A 24,188-nucleotide genomic window follows, 5' to 3' on the forward strand; every position below is an offset into this window, starting at 1 on the left:
GAAACCTAGCCTTATGGATTTTGTCAAAAAGAGAAGAATTGCCTTGAGCAGTTTGTTTTTTCTTTCCGGATTATGCTTTGCCTCCTGGGCTACGAGAATCCCTGAAATTCAGCTCAAGTTTTCCTTGTCTGAGGGAGAACTTGGAGCATTGCTTTTGGGGATGCCTTTCGGGTCTTTGATTGCACTGCCCCTTGCAGGATACGTTGTTCACAGGTTTGGTAGCAGGGTAGTATTGTTGTCATCGGGCCTATGTTATGGATTATTTCTTGTCTTTATAGGTTTGAGCGACTCCCTTTATTCTCTTTCGTGGATTGTGGTGGTCTTTGGTATGCTGGGAAACATCATGAATATAGCCCTTAATACCCATGCGATAGAGATTGAGGATATTTACAAAAGGAACATTTTGGGATCATTTCATGGTCTGTGGAGTTTGGCAGGATTTACTGGTGCAGGAATTGGGGGCTTGACTATATATTTTGGACTGCCGGCTTTTCAGCACTTTTTAATCGTTGCAGCCATTGTTTTGGGTATTGTCCTAACTTCTCAAGGTTACATCATTAAAGAAAGAAAGGCCAGAGGAGGTTCAGGGATGGTTTTGAGAAAACCTGATAAACTGCTTTTGCGCGTTGGCTTGGTTGGTTTTTTTGGGATGATGTGTGAGGGTTGCATGTTTGACTGGAGTGGCGTTTATTTCAAAAAGGTTGTGGAAATACATCCTAGTTACGTGGCCACGGGATATGTGGCTTTCATGGCGGCAATGGCCTCAGGTCGCTTTATGTCTGATGCGATCATCAACAGAATTGGGAAGATTTTGACTTTGAGAATCAGTGGGGTGATGATAGGAGTTGGACTATTATTGGCCGTAATCTTTCCTTATGTTGTCACTGGAGTAATGGGTTTTATTTTGGTTGGTTTTGGAACGGCTGCGGTCATTCCGCTTTCATATAGTATTGCGGGAAGGTCGAAGGTTTTTTCCCCCGGAGTTGCTCTCTCGCTGGTGGCTACCATCAGCTTTTTCGGCTTTCTTCTCGGGCCGCCACTCATAGGATTTATAGGGGAGTTGTTCAATCTAAGGGTCTCCTTTACTATCATTGCGGTGATGGGATTATGTATTACCTTGTTGATGAGTATCCGGAAGGAAGTTTTTGAGGAGATAAAATAATAAAGCCACCGACCCAGGGCCGGTGGCCTACTCAGCATAGTTTAGGGTGATTAAACTTTCCGCTTGAGTATTTGTAGATTTGGCAGTTGAAATAAATGATTTCAAATCCTATGCCTTTTATTGGTTTTCGTTGTTTTGCGTAAGTGATTTTACTTATAACCATTTAAATACAAAAAATAAGTTAAGACATGGATCTAGAAAATTTTGAAACTTTGGTAAAAACGCATGAAGCTGTGCTATTTTATTTTTCGGGTGATACTTGTTCTGTTTGTTCTAGTTTGAAACCGAAAGTGAGAGATTTAATGGCTGCAAAGTATCCAAAAGTAACTGTATATTACGTGGGGACTTCAGAAAGCCCCATGCTATGTGCGCAATTAAGGATGCTGAGTGTGCCGGGTATTCTTTTCATCATGAAAGGAAAAGAGGTTTTCCGGTCAAACGGCCTTATATCTATGAAAGAGCTTGATTCTAAAATTAACAGAGCCTATTCCCTTTATTTTAATTAAAAATTCGATAATGTTTAATTCAATTATCAGAACACCAGCCGATAAAAGTATAATATTGATACGTTTAATGGTAGGTGCAGTTTTCCTATCGGAAGGTATACAGAAGTTCCTGTTTCCCGCTGTCCGTGGAGCCGGAAGGTTTGAGAAAATTGGCATGCCCAACCCTGAGTTTTTGGGGGGATTTGTGGGTTTTTTCGAAATTGCATGTGGTCTATTAATTTTGATAGGCTTGCTCACGAGGTTTGCAGCAATACCTACTTTGATCATTATGCTGGTAGCCATAGCCACGACCAAATCCGAAGTGCTGGCCCAGGAGGGGTTTTGGGAAATGATGCATGGAAGCCGTACAGATTGGGCCATGCTATTGGGTAGCATATTTTTGGTAATTAAAGGGGGCGGACGCTGGTCTGTTGACTTTTCCATGATGGGAAAAATAAGGTAGTCACCCTCCAGCTATGTCGTCAAACTGTTTTGGAAAATTAGCTTAAAACACCGTATTTGCTAATTGTTAAAATCTGATTCCCTTCCCCAAAAATGAAAGTTTGCATTGCTGAGAAACCGAGTGTAGCCAAGGATATCGCAACCGTAATAGGCGCCAAAGTGAAGAAGGACGGCTATTATGAAGGCAATGGATACCAAGTCACCTGGACGTTTGGCCATTTTTGCACGCTCAAGGAACCTCACGATTACACCACCCAGTGGAAGTATTGGCGATTAGAGGATTTACCCATGATCCCGCCTCAATTCGGAATTAAACTGATTGACAACGAGGGCGTAAAGAGGCAATTTGGGATCATTGAAAAACTTGTATCCTCTTGTGAAGAAGTCATCAACTGCGGGGATGCGGGACAGGAAGGAGAATTGATACAGCGATGGGTATTGCTCAAAGCCAAATGCAAGGTTCCAGTGAAAAGGCTTTGGATTTCTTCTTTGACAGAAAATGCCATTCGGGAAGGTTTTGAAAAACTCAAGGAAGGGGAAAAATACAATCTACTCTACGCCGCCGGAAGTGCCCGTGCAATTGGTGATTGGCTTTTAGGCATGAATGCCACCAGACTCTTTACCAAGAAATTTGCACAGCAAAAGACCGTCTTGTCGATAGGGAGGGTGCAGACACCTACTTTGGCTATGCTGGTGCAAAGGCAGAAAGAAATCGATGCCTTCAACATGGAGGTTTATTGGGAACTCAAAACCCTCTATCGCGAAACGGAATTCACTGCCAACATCGAGCGGATAAAAACGGAAGAGAAGGCCAATAAGGGGTTGGATTATCTCAAGCAAAACGACTTTGAAATCACATCTTTTGAGAGAAAAGAGGGGAAAGAAGGGAATCCAAGACTTTTTGACTTGACAGCTCTGCAAGTGGAGGCCAATAAGAAATACGGATATTCGGCTGAGGACACTTTAAAATATGTTCAGAGTCTTTACGAAAAGAAATATGTTACCTACCCAAGGGTGGATACCACATACCTATCTGAAGATTTACATCCCAAAATCCCAGGGATTTTGAGCAGTATGAAATTTTATGAAAGGCTCATAACGCCGATTTTGGCCCAGCCTATTCCGATGAGCAAATCAGTTTTTGATGACAAAAAGGTTACCGACCACCACGCCATTATTCCCACAGAGGTGTTGCCTACGGGGATATATGCAGCCGAGGAGAAACGTGTCTATGACTTGATCGCCAAACGGTTTATAGCGGTATTTTATCCAGAATGTAAAGTTGCCAATACCACTGTTTTGGGAATGGTGGGCCAGGTTGAATTCAAAGCGACAGGGAAGCAGATTCTCGAGCCGGGCTGGAAGCTTGTTTATGCCAATGATGCAAAGAAGGAAAAAGATAAGGATGAGGAGAAGCTTATGCCTGAATTTGAGGTAGGCGAAAAAGGTCCTCACGATCCCAAGGTTCATCAAGGCAAAACTACTCCCCCGAAGGCTTACACTGAAGCTACATTATTGCGGGCAATGGAAACGGCCGGGAAGCAAGTGGATAACGAGGAGATGAGGGAGCTCCTAAAGGAAAATGGTATCGGCCGCCCATCCACCCGTGCCAATATTATCGAAACTTTATTCAAGCGCAAATACATTGAAAAGCGGAAAAAGAACATTTATCCAACACAGACGGGAATAGACCTCATAGACTGTATAGAAAATGATTTGTTGAAAAGTCCGGAATTAACTGGGGTGTGGGAAAGAAAGCTGAGGCAGATCGAGAAGGGCGAATATGACCCAGCGGTATTTAAGGAGGAGCTGGTCAAGATGGTGGTGGATTTAACTTTTGAGGTGAAAAATTCACAATTTAGAAGGATTGAAGTAGTGGAAAAGGCTCCCGATCCAGTCAAGCCCAAAGCTAAGAAACAAGTGAAGGAAAAGGTCTCACCAGAGGATCTGGATTGCCCTAAATGCAAAAGCCATAAATTACTGACAGGAAAAACGGCCTATGGCTGTGGGAATTTCAAGGATTGCGGGTTTAAACTGCCTTTTATGGTTTATGGGAAAAAGCTCACGAATGGTCAGGTCCAAGACTTGCTTGAGAAAGGCAAAACCAGAAAACTTAAAGGACTTGTAAGTGCCAGTGGTGAAGTAAAAGATGCCAAACTGGTTTTTACAGATATGTTTGATATAGGTTTGGAATAAGAATTTCAGCCTTGCTTTAATTAGTTGACGTTTGCATCTTTGGACATTATGCGTGAGTGCTATATTAATAAATGATTAATTTCAGTATTATCTGAGACAAAAGTATTTAAAATACGTATAGGGAGTAGACTGCTAATTTTATTTGTATGAAAAAAGCTTTTACATCTCTCTTCTTTATTTTTGCGCTCCTTGCGGTTTTTATCACTGTGAATAAAGTCTATTCTGGGAAAAAAGAATTGGTTTTTTCTGGACTTTATGAACAAGTTAACGTGTTTTTGGGCAGCGGTAAAGATTATTTTAATTACGTGAGCTATCCGCAATCTTCTCCAACAGTTTCCTTTGATGAGTTTTTCATAGAAATTGTTCATCAGGGTAAAATGCTGTCCCAACCTGATGTTTTTAAATTTTTTGGTGTAAGCCGGATGGATATGGATATGCCAGACAGTTTTACTCAGAGAATCCAAGATATTCAAATATTTAGCGACAATACATTTCACGATATTCAGCCAGGGGAAGATTTGAAGAGATTTTTCTCAATTGAAAAAAAGGTTGGTCCAAAATATCCAGCAGAATGTATTAAACTAGAGGTTGAGGAGCTAGCAGACTTGAAGCTTCGCGATTTTTCCACTTTTCTGTTTACATTGAAGGATGCGCCAGAGTTAACTTCCACGCATCGTTTCAAAATCATCTATGAGTTGACTGACGGAAAGGTGCTGGAATCCATAAGCCGACCGATTACAGTGCTTGGACAAGTATTGTAAGAAAACTTCCGAACCAAAATTTGAGTTCGGAAGTTTTCTACCTGTGAAGAAGCAAAAACTAAAAGCCCTATTTCCTATTGCTAAACTTTTTACTGCTATCCTTATTTTTTTTATAATTCCTGATTTGCAGGCTCAGCAGTATACAGTAATCCCTATAGAAACTCCCGTGATAGAATGGCAACCGCGTGGTTATGTATTTGAAGGATTTACAGATGAAAGATCCCAAGAAGCGCTAGGTGGGGTATTTGTGACAAATACCCAGGTTCGGTCGGGGCACTTGGAAAGTGAAATTGGTGAAATTATGAGCCGGATAACACCCTCTCCGCAAAAGTCCGGTCAGAATAACGTCGTATATGGAAGAGTGATGGAGCTTAGTGTGGAAGAAAAAGTCCTCTCATCCAACGTGGTTGAAGGTAGAATTAACCTTTCCTATGCCTTTGAACAGCTCAAGAATGATTCATTTTCTCATTTGTTGGACTATCAAGGTGGGGTAACCTATAAAAGGTCAACCCATCGAACCGACCTCATTGGTTCAGCCTTGGGGAAAGCATTAGCAGCGGGTTTGAGGCATTTTCACGAATGGATGGAAGACGAGATGCAGATTAATCCCAGCTTTTCTACAGAACTGCTAATTTCCATTGAAAATTATGAAGAAGTGGAGGTAGGAGATACGGTATTTTATCATGCTGAAAGACCGCTTACTTGGGATGATTTTAAGGATAGACCAAATTCGGGGAGTAGGTTTGCTGCTTCTATTTTTCCTTCATTTAGCATTGATGGTGACAGTGAGGTGGTCGATGGAAAATTAATACTTAATATGAGGTTAAAGGTTTTTATGCTTAAAAATGCTTCTTGGGTGGCGGGTGATTCCAAGAACACTTATGGGCTGAACCATGAGCAAAGGCATTTTGATTTAGTGAAAATTGTCGGAGAAAGATTTAGGCAAATGTTACTTACCATGGATTTGGATCCCGAGGATTACGATAGCGAAATCAATTTTGAGTACTTAGAGGCTTTTCGGGAGATGAACCGGCTTCAGGCTGCCTATGATGAGGCCACTGCACATGGTCGAAATAAGCAAGCCCAGGCTGAATGGGATAAACTTATTGATGAAGTGTTAGAAACCCAGAACTGGCATTTGGTAGATCAACTTTTGAGGTAACTAACTTATGGCATTACTTTAGTTGATTTTATTAAGGTCATATTTTTAACTAAAAATTGTTTTGCCATGAAAAAAGGAATATTTACTCTCGTCGCTTTTGTATTTTGTCTGAGCTTTTCGATGGCTCAAGTAGATCCCCGTCAGTCACCACCCCCGACCTCAGCTAATGTAGGTAGCTCACCTGTTCAAGCGGGGAATTGGATTGTTGGAGGAAGTATCGGCTCCTTAGGATATAATTTTACCACGGAGTCATTTGGAGTGGTTTTAAATCCCCGTGCCGGTTACTTCATATTTGATGATTTGGCTGTTGGTTTAGGCGTTACAGTGGGTTTACAAACGATTCCTGATTTTGATAATATCTGGAGTTATGGTGTTACGCCATTTGTGAGATACTATTTCCCGGAGGGAGCAACAGCAACTAGCCGCTTTTTTGGAGAAGCAGAAGCAGGTCTTGCGGGTAGTACAGAGGCTAGTGATGCTTCTTTTTTAGCTGGCCTTCGACTTGGGTACGCGCATTTTATCAGTAATAATGTGGCCATAGAAGGTACCTTTGGTTATACCTACTCCAGAGCAAATATTAATACCGGAGCATCTGTAACAGGTTTGGCCGTAGGTTTGGGTTTCCAGATTTACTTGCCTGGAAGAGCCAATCGGTAATTTAGTTTAGTAAAATTATGGGTAAGAAATGTTACATTTTGTAACTACAATGAGGTATGTACTTGACTAATAATCAAAAGCAAAGCCCTGGGACTTTCCTCTCAGGGCTTTACTTTTATTTATTAATTGTGTGAGTGTCCTAAGCTGCAACCGCAACCATCTCTCATAAAACTATTGGATTCATCGTGCCACTCAAAGGCTTCATTAAATAGGTTATTTTCCCAATAGAAAGAACCTCTTTCCTTAGTTCTATTTCCAATTTCGTTCATGGTTTCAGTGTCATAAAGTCTACCGTTGATCATGGTGTATCGGATTGTTTCTGAGTTTCTAATATCTTCCAATGGATTTTTGTCCATTATGATAAGGTCGGCTAATTTTCCTACCTTCAAAGACCCTAAATCCTCTCCTGCACCAATGTATTCAGCTCCATTGATTGTGGCAGCTTTTAATGCCTCATGATTGCTCATGCCACCCTGCTGCAATGACCAAAGCTCCCAGTGAGCGCCCAGTCCTTGAAGTTGCCCATGACCCCCTAAGTTAATCTTTACGCCATTTTTAGATAATTCATTCACCGCTTTAGAAGTCATGATGTGTCCTGCTTCGTATTCCTCCTCAGGAGCCATAATACGAAATCTAGACCTGGAATCAATGACTGCTCTCGGGGTAAATTTCATTAATTTTTCATTTTCCCAGACATTGGTGTGCTGATACCAATAATATTCAGAATTCAAGCCGCCATAATTGACGATGAGGGTAGGGGTGTAGCCTACCTCAGAATTACTCCAAAGTTCGATTACATCTTTGTAAACTGGCGTTATTGGTATATTGTGTTCAATACCCGTATGCCCATCCATTATCATGCTCATGTTGTGGAAGAAAGTGGACCCACCTTCTGGTACGACGTTGATTCCTTCCTCTCTGGCTGCCTGCATGATTTGCTGACGCTGCTCTCGGCGAGGCTGGTTATAACTTTTAACAGATTGGGCACCAAAGGCCTTCGTTCTTCTAATAGAAGATCGGGCGTCATCGATATTGTTGATTACAGCTTTGAAATCACCATCAGCACCATACAAGATGAAACCTGTACTGTAAATCCTTGGTCCCACTACTTCACCAGCTCTTACCATCTCTGCCAAAGTAAATACAGTTTCTGTATTAGCAGAAGGGTCGTGAGCAGTAGTGACACCAAAGGCTAGGTTAGCATAAAACTGCCAGTTTTGCTTTACATTCAAGCCTTCTCGGAAAGCACCAATATGCGCATGAGCATCCACTATGCCAGGCATGATGGTTTTTCCTTGCATTTCATAAACTTTAGCATTCCCAGGCACTTCAATTTCATCAGATTTACCAATAGCGCTGATTTTGTTTTGGCTGATGATTATGGTGCCCTTTTCAATCACTTCATCACCTTCCATGGTAATGATTCGTGCATTGGTGAAAGCAATTATACCTTCCGGCCTGTCCACTTTTGCGGTCAATGTAATTTTAACACCTTCGTCTGTAGGTTTCACTGGCTCTTCCGGAGAATCTGGTAAGAAAGTGAATTTGTCAGCCAATTTGTTTGAATAATAAGTGTCACCCATCATCCAATAAATCACATCGCTATCTTTAGACCAATGGAGGTTCACTCCAGCATCCCTCGAAAGCTGAGAAACAGGAATAGAAGTGGATTTATCATCCAAGTCAAATTCGCGTCCAGTCATTACCAAAGGTGCCACAAAAGCCTTGTGAAGATGGGTAAAAGCAACCCACTTGTTGTCTGGGCTTGGGACAAGACGATTTGCATATTTGGATTTGATATGTGTCCTTTCATCTTGGCCGTTGAGATCCAAACTTTTTAATTCTTTGGTAAGGCTGCCAAAGAATGTCCCTCCTGTCTGTATGAAAATTCGGTCCCCTTCTTTGTTGAAAATGGGGTAATCGCCATCTTTAGTGATTAATTTGATGTCTTCTCCTTCAAAGGACATGGTGTAGATGCCAGGGTTCTTCGAAAATGTTCTCCCTTGGTCCATGTTACCGGACTCTCTTCGGAAGGCAATTCTCTTTCCATCAGGAGAAAAGGATGGTCTTCTGTAGATACCTTTTTCTTTGGTTAATTTAGTGGTTTTTCCTCCTGACGCTGGAACCTTATGGATTGCGCCCATTTCCTCATCGTCCCAAGTCACAAATACGATAGTTTTTCCATCAGCTGAAAAAGCAGGCTCGGATTCAAAATGCTCACCTGAGGTCAGGCGTTTTGGGTTGCCATTTGGTAGGTTTTTAGTGTAGATGTAACCAAGTGCATTAAAGGCTAATGTTTTTCCGTCTGGGGAAGTTACTGCGTTTCGGATCACTTTTGAGTCAAAGGTATCATCCGGAATAGGATTTTTCTTATGGACTCTTTCAGCAATCTGGATTTCAGCATCCACCGAGAACGGAATCTCTGCTACTTCTGCAGTTTTAATGGAAACCTTATTAATCTTCCCATTTGCCCAGAAGACAATTTCTTCATTATTTGGCATCCAGCTGAAACCTGGATAGACGCCGAAAATTGCCCATGCTGTCTGTTGATCTTGATTCAACCCATCATAAACCGGCCATTCCTCACCTGTTTCCAAGTCATGGATGTAAAGAACTGATTTGGTTCTTACTCTTTTTACAAAGGCCAGCTTTTTTCCATCTCTTGAAACTTGAGGTCTTGCAGCCCCTCCTGGTCCTCCAGTTATAGTGGTTATTTCCCCCGTAGAGAAGTCATATCTTTTGATAACGTAGATTTGCTTGTTGGGGTCCCTATTGTATTCAAATGCTCCACCTGGTGCCATGTCCTCACTATAATACATGTATTTTCCGTCAAGAGAAACACTTGGTTCGTTTGTGTCTTGCTGGTCGTTTCTGCGTTCGGTGAGCTGAATGCCATTTCCGCCTGTGATGTGGAATTGCCACATTTCCCCAGCGCCTAAAGAACGGCCGGAGGTGAAATGCTTACGGGCGATTAGGAAATTGCCATCAGGCATCCATGTAGCATTGTTAAGAAGGCGGAAAGTTTCTTTGGTAACCTGACGGGCTTCACTGCCATCTGGTTTCATCACCCAGACATTGTCGCCTCCGCCCGCGTCGCTGGTGAAGGAAATCCAGTTGCCATCGGGGCTGAATCTAGGCTGAACTTCAAAGGGCAATCCTGTACGTATTGGAGTTGCCTTGCCGCCATCGACAGGCATGGAATAAATATCACCAAGAAGGTCAAAAACTATTGTTTTGCCGTCAGGGCTTACATCGATATTAATCCATGTGCCTTCATCGGTGGTGAAAGAATGAGTTTTAAAATTCCAATCTCCCTTAGGTTCGGAGACATCCCATTTGCCATTTTCCTTATCTTCCTGGGCAAAAACAGCCAAAGATAGTAAGCATGCAAATAAGGTTAAGCTTAATTTGAGGTTTATCATAAGTCGAATACGGGTTTTTAAAGAAAACCAAATATAAGACTCGTTGCTGACTTCTCCTATGGGGATAAAATGGGATGCTAATATGTTTGAAAATTCGAAAAAATGGTAAGGTTTGCTTGCTCAAAATTAGAAAGAGGAGCTTTCCTGCTGGCTTAGCTCTTCTATTTTTTGGCCCAGAATCCATGCTGTTTGCTTCTTGGGACTTTCAAAGTTTTCCTGATTTTCATCAAACTGAATTTCTTGAAGAGCAGCTTTATACTGTTGAACCGCTTGGTTATAATCTCCTTTTTGTATTAATACCTTCGCTCTAAATTCAGCCTCTTGATAGACTTCATAGGGATGTTTTTCATGCTTGCTGGCGAATCTGAATTTATAGAAAAGAATTCCAAGTACTACAATTATCACCGTGAAAATATACATCAATTCAGATGATGAATCAAAATTGAAAGGGTTAAATAATGAAGTGGTTTCTGGGTTGATTTTGTTTACGCTGAGCTCCTCTTGGATAGATAAAATTGGAGATATTGCTCTAGGGCTATATAAAAACTCAAGAAAGGGATCTATAGTCATATCATTAGCGGCGTTTAGTAGAATAGTGCAATATAAGGGCAGCTTAATTAGCTGTTTTCTTGTTGAACGTCTGCAAGTAATGAAAAAGATCTTTATTAATCTAAAATTAACCCCGATAAATTGTTAAAACCATAAAATTTGTGTGTAAAGTGAAATAAATTCAATATTTGTCAACGCTTTGACGTGTTTCCTGTTGGATTACTTCTCGAAATCTCATTCCATAAACTTTTAATAAGTAAATGTTATCAATTTCGATTTTGTACTATTTCAAGTAGCATTTCCGGTTCATCCGTAGTGATGAAATCTGTACCGTGATCCAGCAGCCATTTCATGTCATCAGAATCATTTACTGTCCAAGCATTAACTGTTAACCCAAGTTGATGGGCTTCAGTAATCCAGTGAGAGTTTTTCTTAACTATCGATATGTGATAATCAAACCCAAAATAACCGTTTTCGGCTAACTGCTCTGGTGATTTTTCACCGTTCAAATAGGCAACCTGGGCATCCGGATCCAGTTCCATGATTTTTCTGCAGATATCTTTGTCGAAAGAAATGTAATCGACCCATTCTGAAGCCTTCAAACTTTTGACTAGCTCAACACTTTTTTGGGCGATTAGGAAATTTCGTTCTCTTCCCAATTCCGAAGGTTTGGCCTCATAAATCAACTTGGTTTTTTTCTGCTTAATACCCTCCTTTAAATATTCTGCCGCGGTTGGTATTTTCTCCCCATTAGAAAGTTCTTTTTCGTATAGTTGCTCCAAGGTGGAAGTTTCTATTGGCAAGCCCATAAAGTCAGCATCATGATTGACAACTAATATACTGTCTGCTGTCATCCAAACATCAAACTCTGAACCCTCGCAACCCAGTCTTATCGCCTCTCGGAGTGAGGCTATGCTATTTTGTGGGTGACCCGCCTTTTTCCAGGCACCCCGATGAGCAATGACATTATTGTCATGAAAACTTTCAGGGGAAGCCTGTTGACAGGAAAATAAAGAAAAGCAAAGCAAGGACAGAAAAAGAGGGAAATAAACGTTCATGGTTTTTTTTTATGAAAAATAGAGAGAATCCATTTTGCTCACAAATTTTTTGTGTCAAATAATGTCTAAGAAACCATTAAGCCAAAATGAATTTTTTACTTTTGGATAAAATAAGGAAAAATGGAAAGTATGTTGATTATTGGACTCCTACTGGCTTTGGGCGTTGTGGTTTTTTGTCTGCTTTTGATTTTTAAGATTAAAGGTAGTCAGGCTGTATTGGAAGAACAAAGGCGTGTATTGGAAGAAAAAGTTTGTGAGGATAAGGAAATTATTGCCGGCTTGGAAAAATTCGTTTCGGAAAAGTCAAATCTGGAAAGTGATTATAAACTTGCAATTGGTAGGCTGGAGGATTCCTTGGAGCGTGAAAAGGGGTTAAGTCGAAAAATGGAAAGCCTGCAGTTTGAATATTCTGATACCAAAGAGAGGTTGGTAGCCTCTAAGGAAAGGGTTATTAATTTGGAAGAAAAACTGATAGCCCAAACCGCTGATTTGGAGAATTTGGGCCAAAAATTTACACAACAATTTGAGCTGCTGGCTGGAAAAATACTGGAGGATAAATCACAACGGTTTAGCAAGCAAAATAAGGAAAATATTGAGCAGATATTAAAACCTTTGAATCAGGAGCTAGGTGAATTTAAGAAAAAAGTGGAGGAGACCTATGACAAGGAATCGAAGGAAAGGTTCAGTTTGGAAAAACAGGTCAAAGATCTGATGGCTTTAAATTACCGAATCGGCGAGGAAGCCAAAAATCTAACCGCCGCCTTAAAAGGCAATACCAAAACCCAGGGCAACTGGGGTGAAGCTATCTTGGAGACTATTTTGCAAAACTCCGGTTTGGAGAAAAACAGACATTATGTGGTTCAGGAATTTCTCAGAGATGAAAGCGGCGAGTATCTTTTAGGGCCCAATGGGAAAAGAATGCAGCCTGATGTGACTATCACGTATCCTGATGACCGCAAAATAATCATTGACTCCAAGGTCTCCCTGGTGGCTTATGAGCAATATTTCAATGCTGAAGAGGATGAAGTGAGGAAATCAGCCTTGCTTTCGCACTTAAAGTCTATCCGGACTCATATAGATCAATTATCTGCAAAGCAATATGACGGCTATGCCAAAGTGTTGGATTTTGTGATCATGTTTGTACCATTGGAGGCGGCCTACATTTCCGCTGTCCAAGCGGACTCCCAACTTTGGGAGTATGCGTATAAAAAACGTATTTTGCTTATCAGCAGCAGTAATTTGATAGCTGCCTTGAAGATGATCAAAGACTTGTGGATTCGCACCGACCAAAGCCAAAACGCTTTGGATATTGCCGAGCGCGGAGGGAAACTTTATGACAAGTTTGTCAATTTCATCGGTAGCTTGGAGGAAATTGGTAACCACTTGGAAAAATCCCAAACATCGTATGATAATGCTATGAAGCAATTGAAAACTGGTAAAGGGAACCTTATCGGCCAAGTGGAGAAGTTAAAGCAACTTGGAGTAAAAGCAAATACCTCCATACCCGAAAAAATGCTTAAAGAATAAGGGAATAGCTGGTGGCTCAATTTTTGAACTGTTTAGGGTAGATTGATTTTTCATTTTAACCAGAAAGAACTATGAGCGACTCCACGTATATGACCCCACTTTCCCAAGTTATGAAAAGGCTTGAAGAGAAAGGATATGGGGCTGAGTTTAGAACAAAAAAAGATAAAGGAGCTGTCCTTGATGAGGGAAATAAAACTTATTCAGCCGAGGATTTGAAAATTGTGAAGGTTTATCGTTTTGAGGGGGAATCTGATCCTGCAGACATGGCTATATTATATGCGATTCAAGCCAAAGATGGAAAGCACGGTTATCTTTTAGACGCCTATGGGACCTATTCTGATGAGGAACAGCAATACCATATCGACTTCATTAAAAAAGTACCGGCAGATAAGGATGAACGATTGGATGATATAGATTAATTATTTATAGGGGGATGCGGATGAAAAATTTGCATCCCTTTTTTTTCTTCGCTCTCCACCTTCACCTTTATTCCCTGTGCATCAAAGATTTTTTTTGCCGTAGCTAAGCCAATTCCTAACCCATTTTGTTTGGTGGTAAAGTACAGCTTGAACAACATTGGTTTATACTTGTCGGCAATACCGGGCCCGTTACCCTCTACTATCATTTCTATAACTTCGTATCCTTTTCGTTGAGGGTGATGTTAATAATTCCATCTTGAGGATTTACAGCAGTTTGAGTCTTTTCATCCACCTTAATTTCTGCTTCTGTGCTACCATCATTAGAGTCCAGGATATTCCTTATTAGGGTTTTAAAAAAGCTTGGTAATGTTGAAATATTAGTGTTTCGAGCACCTTGGAAGAGTTTTTGGGTGTTTTTATTGGTTTCTATCTCTTCTGTTTCATGATTGAAAATCAGGAAAAACGGGAAGGATTCACGTAAAATTTCATTGTAATCAATGTCAGGCAGTAGCATAGTTTCAGGAAAAAAATAGGTAAAAAAAGGGAGTTGTTGCAAATACTGCCTAAATCATACCATTCAATTAGAATTTTCAGAACCCCTTATGAATAAATACACACCATTACCAAAAAGGGGCATTGTGTTTCCTGAGCTAGTCATCAAGGGTGAATCTGTCAACTAAATTCCGAATAGAGAAATAGTATTTAAAGGTTTAAAAGGGCTTTTTGAATAGGTTTTTTGAGTGAAGTTGAGGGTTCAACTCAATTTGAATTCAAATGGAATACCCTTTGAACTTATATAAGTTTTAACCACTAAATATTTCAGTTTCATGGAGAATAATCCCAAAAACCAACCTGACAAAGAGCATGATTTCATGACCACCAATCAAGGGGTAAAAGTCAGCCATACCGATGATAGTTTGAAGGTAGGAGAACGTGGTCCTACCATTATGGATGACCATCATTTCCGAGAAAAGATGATGCATTTTGATCATGAGCGTATACCAGAAAGGGTGGTACATGCCAGAGGGTCGGCAGCGCATGGGTATTTTCAAGTTTATGAAAGCATGGCGCCGTATACTAAAGCTAAATTTCTTCAAGATCCATCCAAGAAAACTTCCGTGTTTGTGAGATTTTCCACGGTAGTTGGTTTTAGAGGATCAGCTGATACCGTAAGAGATGTGAGGGGTTTTGCTACCAAGTTTTATACTGAAGAAGGTAATTATGACCTAGTAGGCAATAATATGCCGGTATTTTTTATTCAAGATGCGATAAAATTTCCTGATTTGGTCCATTCTATTAAGCCAGAACCACACAACGAAATGCCACAGGCTGCAGCAGCTCATGACTCCTTTTGGGATTTTGTGTCTCTAATGCCTGAATCCATGCACATGATCATGTGGGTGTTATCCGATCGTGGGGTGCCTCGAAGTTATTCCAAAATGGAAGGATTTGGCGTTCATACCTTCAGGTTTGTAAACAAAGAAGGTAAAAGTCACTTCATAAAGCTGCATTGGAAGCCATTGACTGACATGGCATCACTAGTTTGGGATGAGGCCCAAAAGACGGCTGGCAAGGATCCAGATTTCAATAGAAGGGATCTTTGGGATTCAATCGAAATGGGAAATTATCCAGAATTTGAGCTTTGTGTTCAAATGCTTCCGGAAGAGGATGAGCATAAGTTTGCTTTTGATATCCTAGACGCTACCAAAATATGGCCGGAAGAACTCGTGCCACTTAAGAGAGTAGGGAAGATGGTGCTGGATAGGAATCCCGAGGACTTTTTTACGGAGACGGAGCAGGTGGCGTTTCACCCTGGACACTTGGTATCAGGTATTGATTTGACTAATGATCCACTTTTGCAAGGTAGGCTGTTTTCTTATTTGGATACCCAGTTGACTCGATTGGGTGGACCAAATTTTGCCGAGCTGCCTATCAATAAGCCCCACGCCAAAGTGGAAAACAACCAACAGGATGGCTTCATGCGGCATCACAATAATCATAGAGGCAATGTTAATTACTTTCCAAACTCTAGGGCCGAAGGTAAACCGCAAATGGCCCCAGAAGATGAAATGGGATATGTACATTATCCAGAAAATGTCTCAGGAAAGAAAATCCGTGGCAGAAGTGAGGGGTTTAAGGATTTTTATTCTCAAGCTACGCTTTTCTACCGAAGCATGACCGAAATTGAAAAGAAGCATATCATAGAAGCCGCATGGTTTGAGCTCGGAAAAGTTAAAGAAATGGCTATTAGGGAGCGCGTAGTAAGACAATTCTACCATATCGATGAGGACATGGCAAGGAAAGTAGCAGAAGGAATAGGTGTAAAGCCACTTGACCAATCAGAGATCGATAAAATTCAGCAGGAAGTCAAATCTTTCCAAGAAAACGTGTGGAAGGATAAAGTGAATATAGATGATTCACCTTCCCTAAGTATGGAAAAAGTCAAAAAAGCTGATTCCATTAAAGGGATGAAGGTGGGAATACTGGCCGAAAAAGGGGCAAATTTATCTACGGTCACTAAACTTAAAGAGTGGCTTAAAGAAAATAATGCGGATGCCGAGGTTGTATCCTCTCAATTCGGAATTTTCGGAGATGAAATGAAAGTAGATAAATCCTATATTACAACAGCTTCTGTGTTATATGATAGCATTTTTGTTGTTGATGGAAAGGAAAGCATAGAAGCCATGGCCGACAATGGTGACTCTATCCATTTTGTCAACGAATGCTACAGGCACTGCAAACCAATTGGATTGATTGGGGATGCTAAGGAATTTCTGGATAATACTTCCATCCGGAAATTAGTACAAGAAAATGGCGATGGTAATTGGTCGGACAAAGGAGTTGTGAGCGGAAGTGACTTGTCAGATAATTTCTTCAATGACTATTTTAAGGCTCTAGCGATGCAAAGACATTGGGGTAGGTCTAGCAAAGACAAAGTGCCCGCTTAAAGTAAAAAAAACACCCTCATGATATTCAGGAGGGTGTTTTTTTTACTTTAGGTAAAATGTATTGGCCAAAGAAGTCAATAAATTCTTTTTGATTACGATTGACATTGTGAATTGATATTTTCGAGAAACCCAATTTTTGATATGATCTGATGGTTTCAATGAAAAGATCAGGGTCGCTGCCCATATAAACATGGTCAGCGAGGTCCTCCGGTCTGACATATGCTGCGGCTTGTTCAAACTGTTTTGGATTTCCTAATTCAGCCAAGAGATCACTTTCAAAAATATTTGTTTTCCATTGGTCAAAAGCCAGTTCCTTCGCTTTATCCTTTTCTGGGTGGTATGAAACCTGTAATTTGAGAATCATAGGTTTATTTTCTCCTCCAGCCTTTTTCCAATTTTCAACAAATACTTGCATTTCGTCAAGCGGTTTGTTTACTGTGATTATACCATCTGCCCAGCCGGATAAAAAATTGGCGGTTTTGGGGGTGAGAGCGGCTCACACAACTACAGGAGGTTTTGGTGGGAGTGTATAAAGCTTGGCATTTTGTACGGTGAAATGCTTGTCATAATTGACCATTTTTCCCCTCCACAATTCCCGCATGATATGAACTGCATCCTTCAAAGCCTCATTCCGGTTATCCTTGGTCGGCCACTTTTTTCCGACAATGCCTTCATTTAACATTTGGCCACTTCCCACACAGATCCAAAAACGGTCGGGAAACATGTCCATTAAGGTAGCTGATGCTTGAGCTATAATGGCAGGATTTTATCGCATGTGGGGACAGTTGACAACACCCATTGGCAAATAAGTTTTTGCCAGCGCGGCCCCCAGCCAACTCCAGGCATAGCCAGATTGCCCCTGGTCCTCGCTCCAAGGATAGAAATGATCACTGGAAAGAGCAAACTGAAAGCCTTTTTTTTCAGCCAACTGAACCAATTTCAATAATTCAGAAGGGCTAAATTGTTCATGAGAAACATGGTAACCTATCTCCATATCAAATCACTTTTTTATGGACATTTATCCTAATCCATCTATATCCATAACCATTAACTTCAATTAAAGTAGCTGGAGCCTTATAATCCTTGTCTGCCAATTCATCCATCGTTTCAACATTTTGCAAATCATCTGGCAACCTTACTTTTTGCTTTTTTGAAGAAAAATTAAGGACAACCAATAATCTTTTCCCATCATGGGCATAGATTATCGATAGAAGCTCATCGGAAAGTTTGAGTCGTTCCCATTTCCCATAACCAATTTCAATGCAATCTTTTCTTAGTTTTATAAGATTGACGATAAAGTGATAGATTGAGCCTTTATCTTTTTGATGAAGCTCAACGTTTATGTTTTTATAACTGTATGGCCCTTGCGATAAAGGTGGATAACAGATTTTCTCCATTGGAGCTTGAGAAAATCCGCCATGCAGACTAGAATTCCATTGCATCGGTATGCGCACTGCAGCGCGAAGGTTCCGGTTGAGATCCTCACCCATACCCAATTCTTCACCAAAGTGTAGCATTGGAGATCCAGGGATGCCGAAGATTGACACATACACCAATTTGATTCTATTGATATCATTTTCCATCATGGAAACCAATTCTCTTTTGATTCCCCCTTCATTGAAAACCCTCATGTTTGGTTCTGGTGCAAATTTATGAAGTACCTCTTTTCGGTCTTTATCAGAAAGCTGAAGGATATTCAATTCATCATGATGGCGTACAAAATTGAGTGAATGCCCGCAGGAATAATCGCTAGCATCAAGCCCTTTGGCCAGAGCACTGCCTTTTTCCTGAGCCAAGGCCAGAAATAGGTATTGGTTGGTAAAGAAGTTGAAAAGCATGTGTATTCTATCTCCTTTACCAAAAAACTCTTTGATCTGGTCAGAAGAAACATCTGCCTCGCCCAATAATATGGCCTCAGGATTAATACCTTCACTGTACTCCCTGATTTCTTTGAAAATATTATTGTAATTACTAATTGAATTGGTGTCTATCAAGGTATGGGCGGCATCTATCCGAAAACCTGAAACACCTAATTGAAGCCAAAATTTAATAACCTTGAATATTTCCTTTTTTACTTTTGGGTTGGAGAAATTGAGGTCGGCTTGCTCCTTATAGTAACTATGTAAATAATAGGAGTTTGTTTCGGCAGCATATTCCCATACGCTGTCTTCTACTCCTTCAAACATAATTTTTTGATCGTCTTCTTCAGGCTTTTCATCCCTCCATACATAATAATCACGATACGGGGAGTTGCGATATGACTTGGATTGGATAAACCAAGGGTGTTCGACAGAAGTATGGTTAATAACAAGATCGATTATAACTCTAATGTTTTTCTCCTGACAGGCATCAATGAAATTGAGAAAATCATCCATATTTCCCAACCGTGAATCAATATTTAGGAAATCCTTTACATCATATCCATAGTCTCTTAATGGGGAAGGATAGAATGGCATCACCCAAAGACAATTGATACCTAAATCGACTAAATAATCTAGTCGTTGGGTAAGACCTTGGAAATCTCCGAAACCGTCATTGTTTGAATCTTGAAAAAGCTTGACATCTACTCCATAAATGATGGCTTCTTTATACCAATTTTTATCCATATCCTAATACTAAGTGAAAAGCACGAAAAATCTTTTTATTCTAACCCTGAGTGGTAGAAAGGGTTTAGATTTGGGATAGATCAAGTTGGTCGAGATATTCTTCAAAACTCAATGTGCCATGCTTTTCACCGATCATGTCTTTGGAAGAAACAAACCGGAAGTAATCCATATTATGAAACAATTCGGGTTTGAATACTGACAGGGGAAGGATGGAACCTTTCGCTGCCGCATTTGGAACTTTAAGTATTTCACCGCCTGTTTTTCGTTGTATCATCTCAGCCATTTCCAATCGAGTATGGATTTTGGGCCCGCCCACTTCCATGATTTCAGGGCCAGAGTTAAGATTTTCGAATATAAGTTTGGCTAAGTCTCCTTGGTAAATAGAGTTGGTTTTGGGCATTCCATCTCCTATGACTGGGATCACGCCGGCTTTACCCATTTTAATTAGATCATGTAAGCCTCCAAAAAAACCTGCGGGCCGGATGATTGTATAGTTTTTGAAATTATCAGCCAATGCTTTTTCAGCTTTGTAATGTACTTGCGCCAACTCAAGAGAATTTTCTTCAGAGGCTCCCATAATAGATACAAAAATTCCTCTTTTCACTCCAGCATTGCTTGCCTGCTCAAATAAGTTTTTGTTTCCATGAAAATCTATGCTATCATAGGTGCCGTCGGTACTTCTAAAAATGCTAACACTTTTTCCTATAGAGGAAATTAAGATGTTAATATTTTCGAAAACTCCAATTTCATGGATAGGATTTTGGACATCAAAAACCACAATATCATCGGTAAAGCGTCTGATTTCCTCGATATGCTTATCCTCATGAATCATTGCTCTTACTTGATGTCCATTTTGAGAAAGTATTTTCAGAACTTCCATTCCGAGAGTACCTGATGCACCTGCTAAAAGTATTTTATCCATGATTAGGTTGGTTTGAGTTATAGGTGAAGATTATGAAGATTTGGTTTTTACCGCTCTGGCGGTGCTCTTGTTACCACAGTTATCACACACAAAATCATGCCGTGTGTTTGCTTCTTTTGCACACTTGGCACAAATAACTGTTTGAACTTCTTCCGAAACCTCCTCGATGAAATCCTGATCAATGGCTGGCAATATAAGCAGACCAGGCTTTGGGTCTTTTTCTTCCACTAATGAAAAGGATCCATTACTTTCAAAATATAATCTTTTGACCTGGCCACTGTGAACCAGTTTTTCTGATCTCAGCTGGGCTTTAAGTCTTTCAGTGGAAATTAATGTTTTTTCCATTGTTTTGATGTCAAGGATTCCGTCTTCAATAATGGTAGCTACATCTCCTTGGACTTTCCTTTCAAAGTTTTCATTTTTTGCATTTACCCAAGAAACTACCCGTTGGGAAAACACAACGATAGTAGCTATAATCAGTGCATCCAAAAGCCCCTGTTCTGGTGCCAAAACGGGCACCCCGATAGCCGCGGCCAATGCTACCATGGAAGCCATTTCTAATCGACTGATTTGAGAAGTCATTCTTTTTCCCATTAGCCTCATAGAAACCATTAATAAGGCATATACAAAAACAGTCCTCAGCACCACTTCCAAAAGGAATGCTTCTGGCACCTCACCAAAAATAAAGCGATGATAATCAGAAAGGCCGATCTCCAATAATATCATAGCGTGTCAAATTTTACTTCCCTTTGAATTTTTTTATCTTTCATTGGAAGTATGTTATTTTCCTTAGCTGCACTTTCAGTTATATAGATGGATATTACTCCACTTGCTTCCAAATACAGACGTTTGACTTCCGAAAGGTGAGTAATTTGCTCGTTTCTCAACATGGCGAAGAGTTGGTTTTTGCTTATTCTAGCCTTAAACAATTCATTTTCCACAATTTGTCCGTCCTTCACCAAAATGGACAATTTTCCTTGTGTCAAGTCTTCAAACCAGCTGTATTTTACTCCCAGATAATTGAAGCCCCTTTGAAATAGGTATGCTATGATCAAGGCGGTCAAGCCCATAAGAAGCCCCCTGTCATATATTTGCATAGGTACAGCAACTAAAGCTCCTAGCGTGACCATTACAGCCATTTCGGATAAGCTTAATTGACCTCCCATTCTCTTACCCATCAGCCGAAGGGTGAAAAGGAGGATGGCAAAGATGATGATAGAGCGAATCAGTACTTCTACCAGAAATAAAGTAGGCACATCACCTATCCATATGCGGTGCCAGTCCCACATTTCAACATCAACATGTTCCATTTAAAAAAAATGTTAGGTTCTGAGATTAAAAGGTCAGAAGGCTTTCACTTGTTTGAATTTTTTGGGACATTTTGCGCTCAGAGTCCAAGTTTTCATTCAATATAGCTATGACATCAGTAAGCCCCATTTTACTCCCTACGGTCAAAAGTTGGCTGTAGCAGGCTATTTTATAGTGATTATAATGGCTTAATAATTTATAAATCTTTAAATCCAGAATAAGTGAGGAAGGCTGCTGGTTGTCGGATATTTCCTTGGCTTCCTTAGTAATGCCCATCAACAATGGTCCGTGAAGAGACTGGATGGGATTATCGACAAGTAAAAACAAGGTCTCCAGATTTTCAAGATGGTTGTTGCTGATGGAAGCATAGAAGCTGATAGTTTTAGCAAACTCTTTGGAATACTCTTTTCTAAGAAACAGCCCTAAAATGTCTATCATTTCTTTTTCAGTGCCGTAAATGCTCTTTAGATCATCTAAGAAGAGTTTGGCGAGTGCTTGATTTTGGTGATCTTGGAGTTTTTTAGGGGAAGGGTGGTCAGAGAAAATCATGATAGCTACGTTGGTTCAGTTAGTTATCCCCCTAAAAAGGTACCATTAATTTACCTTCAGGAACATTTACATTCAAAATCTTCACATTTAATTTTGTTCTTTTAAAGTAGATACTGAAAAGTAACATCTTGTTACAGCATAGCCTCAAATTCGTGTGAGGATTAAGGAATATGGAGCGTAGGCAAAGCCTAAATTTTTATTGACATTTTGGGGTGATCGGTAAACAAATTGGGACACCTGTCGAAATATTTTCTTGACAATTGTGTCTTTCTCCCTACAATTCTGTAAATGCAAGGGCAACTTCGGCTTTTATTTCTGGTATTTTTTGCTCAATCACGCTTAGGGTATAGACTTTGGCTATTATAATGGTAACCCAGAAATGGATAGAACTAAAAAGCAATCAAATGAAAGATATAAATAAGTCATTGTGGGAGGAAAATGAATACCCGAGTTATTCAATTTTAGATAATGGTGTGGAAACCCAAGTCTGTGTGATAGGAGGGGGGATAACGGGTTTGACTACTGCATTGCTTTTAAAGCAGAAAGGCTTTGATGTGATCTTGCTTGAGCGTGGCAAAATCGGTTCAGGCACCACCGGCCATACTACGGGGCACATTACTTCAGCGATTGACTTTTATTATCACCGTCTTATTCGATTTTATGGGGAGGAAACCTCCAAAGAAATATTCATGGCTACGGTAAAGGCTCGTAAGTTGATCGAAAACCTGATTAATAGTTATCAAATTGAGGAGGCTAAATATAAAAACTTGCCGGTTACCTATTTTGCAGATAAGGCAAAGCAAATGGATGAATTTTTTAAAGAGCGTGATGCTTTCGAAAAGCTCGGAGTGGGAATATCTCATGAGCACGAATGGAAGATTGAAGGTGAACTAACCAGTTTTAGTATACACAACCAAGGGATGATGGATGCTTTGGGTTACCTGCACGGGCTGTCTAAAGCGCTGACTGAGGCCGGTGGGAGAATCTGTGAATATTCACCGGTGACTGATTTTACTCATGTGAAGGACAAGTGGCATGTTAAGGTTAATGGCCATTTTGTAGTAGCAGATCATCTAGTTCAGGCTACCCACACCCCCTTGGGCCTAAATCCTGTTCAAATGGAGATGGTCCCCCATAATTCATATGTTATGGTTTTTAAGCCTAAGCTTCCGGTGCAGAAAGGAATGTTTTACGATTTTGACTCACCTTATCATTACATCAGACCATGTGAGGTTAATGGAGAAGATTGCTATATGCTTGGAGGAGCGGATAATAAATCTGGGAAGAAAAATCAGCAGCAACAAAAAATGCTTAAACTTCGGGCCTATGCTGAGGAGAAGTTTGGAATTGAAAAAATCCATCATGAATGGACGTCAATGTTTTTTGAACCCTCCAATGAACTTCCATTTATTGGTAAAACCCCATTCGGGAAAAACAACTTTATAGCCTGTGGATTTTCAGGTGATGGGCTTACGTTCGGTACCATTTCCGCTATGATGATTTCCTCTCTGATCTCTGAGGGTAGACATCCTTTAGAAAAAGTCTTCAGCCCGTCTCGTGTAGAATTCAATGCCATACCATTCATATTGAGGGAAAACCTAAATAATATGAAACATCTCATTGGAGATAGGATCAAACTCAAGAAGGAGAAGATCAAAACCCTTCAGAAAGGAAAGGGAATTATAGTAAAAATGGATGAGCAGACGGTAGGGGTAAGCTTAGATGACAACGGAGATCTCCACGGTGTGGTACCGATATGTCCACATATGAAATGCCTGGTGAAATGGAATGACCAAGGGCAAACATGGGATTGCGGCTGTCATGGAAGTAGGTTTAATGCCAAAGGAGAGGTAGTGGCTGGTCCATCGATGAATCCACTCCCATCAGTGAAAGTAGAAGTACAGCCCATTCCACCAATAACTAACACCAAAATAGAGTAAACTGCAAATAGGGGTAGCATTCGGAGCAATATTCAGAATGTTGCCTCTATTTTAT

The 24,188-nt window shown here is 40.4% G+C and carries 24 protein-coding genes; 11 read left to right on the forward strand and 13 right to left on the reverse strand.

Annotated features, from left to right (window positions below):
• Positions 1-13: 13 nt before the first annotated feature.
• The 7 genes from FPL27_RS07570 (at position 14) to FPL27_RS07600 (ending at position 6,885) form a co-directional block, all read left to right on the forward strand.
• Positions 14-1,162 carry an MFS transporter gene (locus tag FPL27_RS07570; protein WP_143960513.1) on the forward strand — a complete coding sequence of 383 codons (1,149 nt, stop codon included), beginning with the start codon at positions 14-16 and terminating at the stop codon, positions 1,160-1,162.
• A 188-nt stretch (positions 1,163-1,350) separates the two neighbouring features.
• Positions 1,351-1,668 (forward strand): thioredoxin family protein, encoded by a 318-nt coding sequence (locus FPL27_RS07575; RefSeq protein ID WP_143960514.1) that lies wholly within the window; start codon positions 1,351-1,353, stop codon positions 1,666-1,668.
• 10 nt (positions 1,669-1,678) lie between these two features.
• Complete coding sequence (locus tag FPL27_RS07580; RefSeq protein ID WP_143960515.1) at positions 1,679-2,110, forward strand: DoxX family protein; 432 nt, start codon at positions 1,679-1,681, stop codon at positions 2,108-2,110.
• A 92-nt stretch (positions 2,111-2,202) separates the two neighbouring features.
• The gene (locus tag FPL27_RS07585) at positions 2,203-4,305 is read left to right on the forward strand and encodes a type IA DNA topoisomerase (RefSeq protein ID WP_143960516.1); all 2,103 of its coding nucleotides are present in this window, start codon (positions 2,203-2,205) and stop codon (positions 4,303-4,305) included.
• Positions 4,306-4,451: 146 nt separating this feature from the next.
• Positions 4,452-5,066 carry a hypothetical protein gene (locus FPL27_RS07590; protein ID WP_143960517.1) on the forward strand — a complete coding sequence of 205 codons (615 nt, stop codon included), beginning with the start codon at positions 4,452-4,454 and terminating at the stop codon, positions 5,064-5,066.
• 43 nt (positions 5,067-5,109) lie between these two features.
• Entirely contained in the window at positions 5,110-6,228 is a 1,119-nt protein-coding gene (locus FPL27_RS07595) for a hypothetical protein (RefSeq protein WP_143960518.1), read from the forward strand.
• A gap of 66 nt (positions 6,229-6,294) precedes the next feature.
• Entirely contained in the window at positions 6,295-6,885 is a 591-nt protein-coding gene (locus tag FPL27_RS07600) for a hypothetical protein (protein ID WP_143960519.1), read from the forward strand.
• Between the two features lie 122 nt (positions 6,886-7,007).
• On the opposite strand, the gene FPL27_RS07605 is transcribed toward FPL27_RS07600, so the two are convergent.
• The 3 genes from FPL27_RS07605 to FPL27_RS07615 form a co-directional block, all read right to left on the reverse strand.
• Positions 7,008-10,307 carry an amidohydrolase family protein gene (locus tag FPL27_RS07605; RefSeq protein ID WP_143960520.1) on the reverse strand — a complete coding sequence of 1,100 codons (3,300 nt, stop codon included), beginning with the start codon at positions 10,305-10,307 and terminating at the stop codon, positions 7,008-7,010.
• A 126-nt stretch (positions 10,308-10,433) separates the two neighbouring features.
• Positions 10,434-10,877 (reverse strand): hypothetical protein, encoded by a 444-nt coding sequence (locus FPL27_RS07610; protein WP_143960521.1) that lies wholly within the window; start codon positions 10,875-10,877, stop codon positions 10,434-10,436.
• Between the two features lie 245 nt (positions 10,878-11,122).
• Positions 11,123-11,914, reverse strand: coding sequence for a glycerophosphodiester phosphodiesterase (locus FPL27_RS07615; RefSeq protein WP_143960522.1), 792 nt, complete (start codon positions 11,912-11,914; stop codon positions 11,123-11,125).
• Between the two features lie 120 nt (positions 11,915-12,034).
• Between FPL27_RS07615 and rmuC the strand changes: the two genes are divergently transcribed.
• A complete protein-coding gene (rmuC, locus tag FPL27_RS07620; protein WP_235893390.1) occupies positions 12,035-13,441 on the forward strand; it encodes a DNA recombination protein RmuC in 1,407 nt (468 codons plus the stop codon).
• A 71-nt stretch (positions 13,442-13,512) separates the two neighbouring features.
• Positions 13,513-13,860: a hypothetical protein gene (locus FPL27_RS07625; RefSeq protein WP_143960523.1), complete on the forward strand. Its 348-nt coding sequence runs from the start codon at positions 13,513-13,515 to the stop codon at positions 13,858-13,860.
• On the opposite strand, the gene FPL27_RS20280 is transcribed toward FPL27_RS07625, so the two are convergent.
• Positions 13,857-14,066, reverse strand: coding sequence for a sensor histidine kinase (locus FPL27_RS20280; protein ID WP_143960524.1), 210 nt, complete (start codon positions 14,064-14,066; stop codon positions 13,857-13,859). The two genes, FPL27_RS07625 and FPL27_RS20280, sit on opposite strands and share 4 nt — an antisense overlap.
• Positions 14,067-14,068: 2 nt before the next feature.
• On the reverse strand, positions 14,069-14,416 hold the full coding sequence (locus FPL27_RS07635) for a hypothetical protein (RefSeq protein WP_143960525.1): 348 nt from the start codon (positions 14,414-14,416) through the stop codon (positions 14,069-14,071).
• 271 nt (positions 14,417-14,687) lie between these two features.
• On the opposite strand from FPL27_RS07635, the gene FPL27_RS07640 reads away from it, so the two are divergent.
• Positions 14,688-16,808 (forward strand): catalase, encoded by a 2,121-nt coding sequence (locus tag FPL27_RS07640; RefSeq protein WP_143960526.1) that lies wholly within the window; start codon positions 14,688-14,690, stop codon positions 16,806-16,808.
• Positions 16,809-16,833: 25 nt separating this feature from the next.
• Here FPL27_RS07640 and FPL27_RS20285 read toward each other — a convergent pair whose 3' ends face one another.
• From FPL27_RS20285 to FPL27_RS07670, 8 genes are all read right to left on the reverse strand, one after another.
• Entirely contained in the window at positions 16,834-17,223 is a 390-nt protein-coding gene (locus tag FPL27_RS20285) for a hypothetical protein (protein WP_235893391.1), read from the reverse strand.
• Between the two features lie 81 nt (positions 17,224-17,304).
• Entirely contained in the window at positions 17,305-17,565 is a 261-nt protein-coding gene (locus FPL27_RS20290; protein WP_394348519.1) for an LLM class flavin-dependent oxidoreductase, read from the reverse strand.
• 9 nt (positions 17,566-17,574) lie between these two features.
• Positions 17,575-17,802: an LLM class oxidoreductase gene (locus tag FPL27_RS20025; protein ID WP_235893393.1), complete on the reverse strand. Its 228-nt coding sequence runs from the start codon at positions 17,800-17,802 to the stop codon at positions 17,575-17,577.
• Between the two features lies 1 nt (position 17,803).
• Positions 17,804-19,414, reverse strand: coding sequence for an alpha-amylase family glycosyl hydrolase (locus tag FPL27_RS07650; RefSeq protein ID WP_143960527.1), 1,611 nt, complete (start codon positions 19,412-19,414; stop codon positions 17,804-17,806).
• Positions 19,415-19,478: 64 nt separating this feature from the next.
• Positions 19,479-20,336, reverse strand: a complete 858-nt coding sequence (locus FPL27_RS07655) for an NAD(P)H-binding protein (protein WP_143960528.1) — start codon at positions 20,334-20,336, stop codon at positions 19,479-19,481.
• A 30-nt stretch (positions 20,337-20,366) separates the two neighbouring features.
• Positions 20,367-21,062: a DUF421 domain-containing protein gene (locus FPL27_RS07660; protein WP_143960529.1), complete on the reverse strand. Its 696-nt coding sequence runs from the start codon at positions 21,060-21,062 to the stop codon at positions 20,367-20,369.
• Positions 21,059-21,646 (reverse strand): DUF421 domain-containing protein, encoded by a 588-nt coding sequence (locus tag FPL27_RS07665; protein ID WP_143960530.1) that lies wholly within the window; start codon positions 21,644-21,646, stop codon positions 21,059-21,061. Before FPL27_RS07665 ends, FPL27_RS07660 begins: the two co-directional genes overlap by 4 nt.
• Before the next feature lie 25 nt (positions 21,647-21,671).
• Positions 21,672-22,193, reverse strand: a complete 522-nt coding sequence (locus tag FPL27_RS07670; protein WP_143960531.1) for a YciE/YciF ferroxidase family protein — start codon at positions 22,191-22,193, stop codon at positions 21,672-21,674.
• 404 nt (positions 22,194-22,597) lie between these two features.
• Between FPL27_RS07670 and FPL27_RS07675 the strand changes: the two genes are divergently transcribed.
• Positions 22,598-24,133, forward strand: a complete 1,536-nt coding sequence (locus FPL27_RS07675; protein WP_185974323.1) for an FAD-dependent oxidoreductase — start codon at positions 22,598-22,600, stop codon at positions 24,131-24,133.
• The last annotated feature ends 55 nt before the right edge of the window (positions 24,134-24,188 follow it).

It is taken from the genome of Litoribacter populi, from assembly GCF_007483685.1.
In the GTDB taxonomy this organism is placed as follows: domain Bacteria; phylum Bacteroidota; class Bacteroidia; order Cytophagales; family Cyclobacteriaceae; genus Litoribacter; species Litoribacter populi.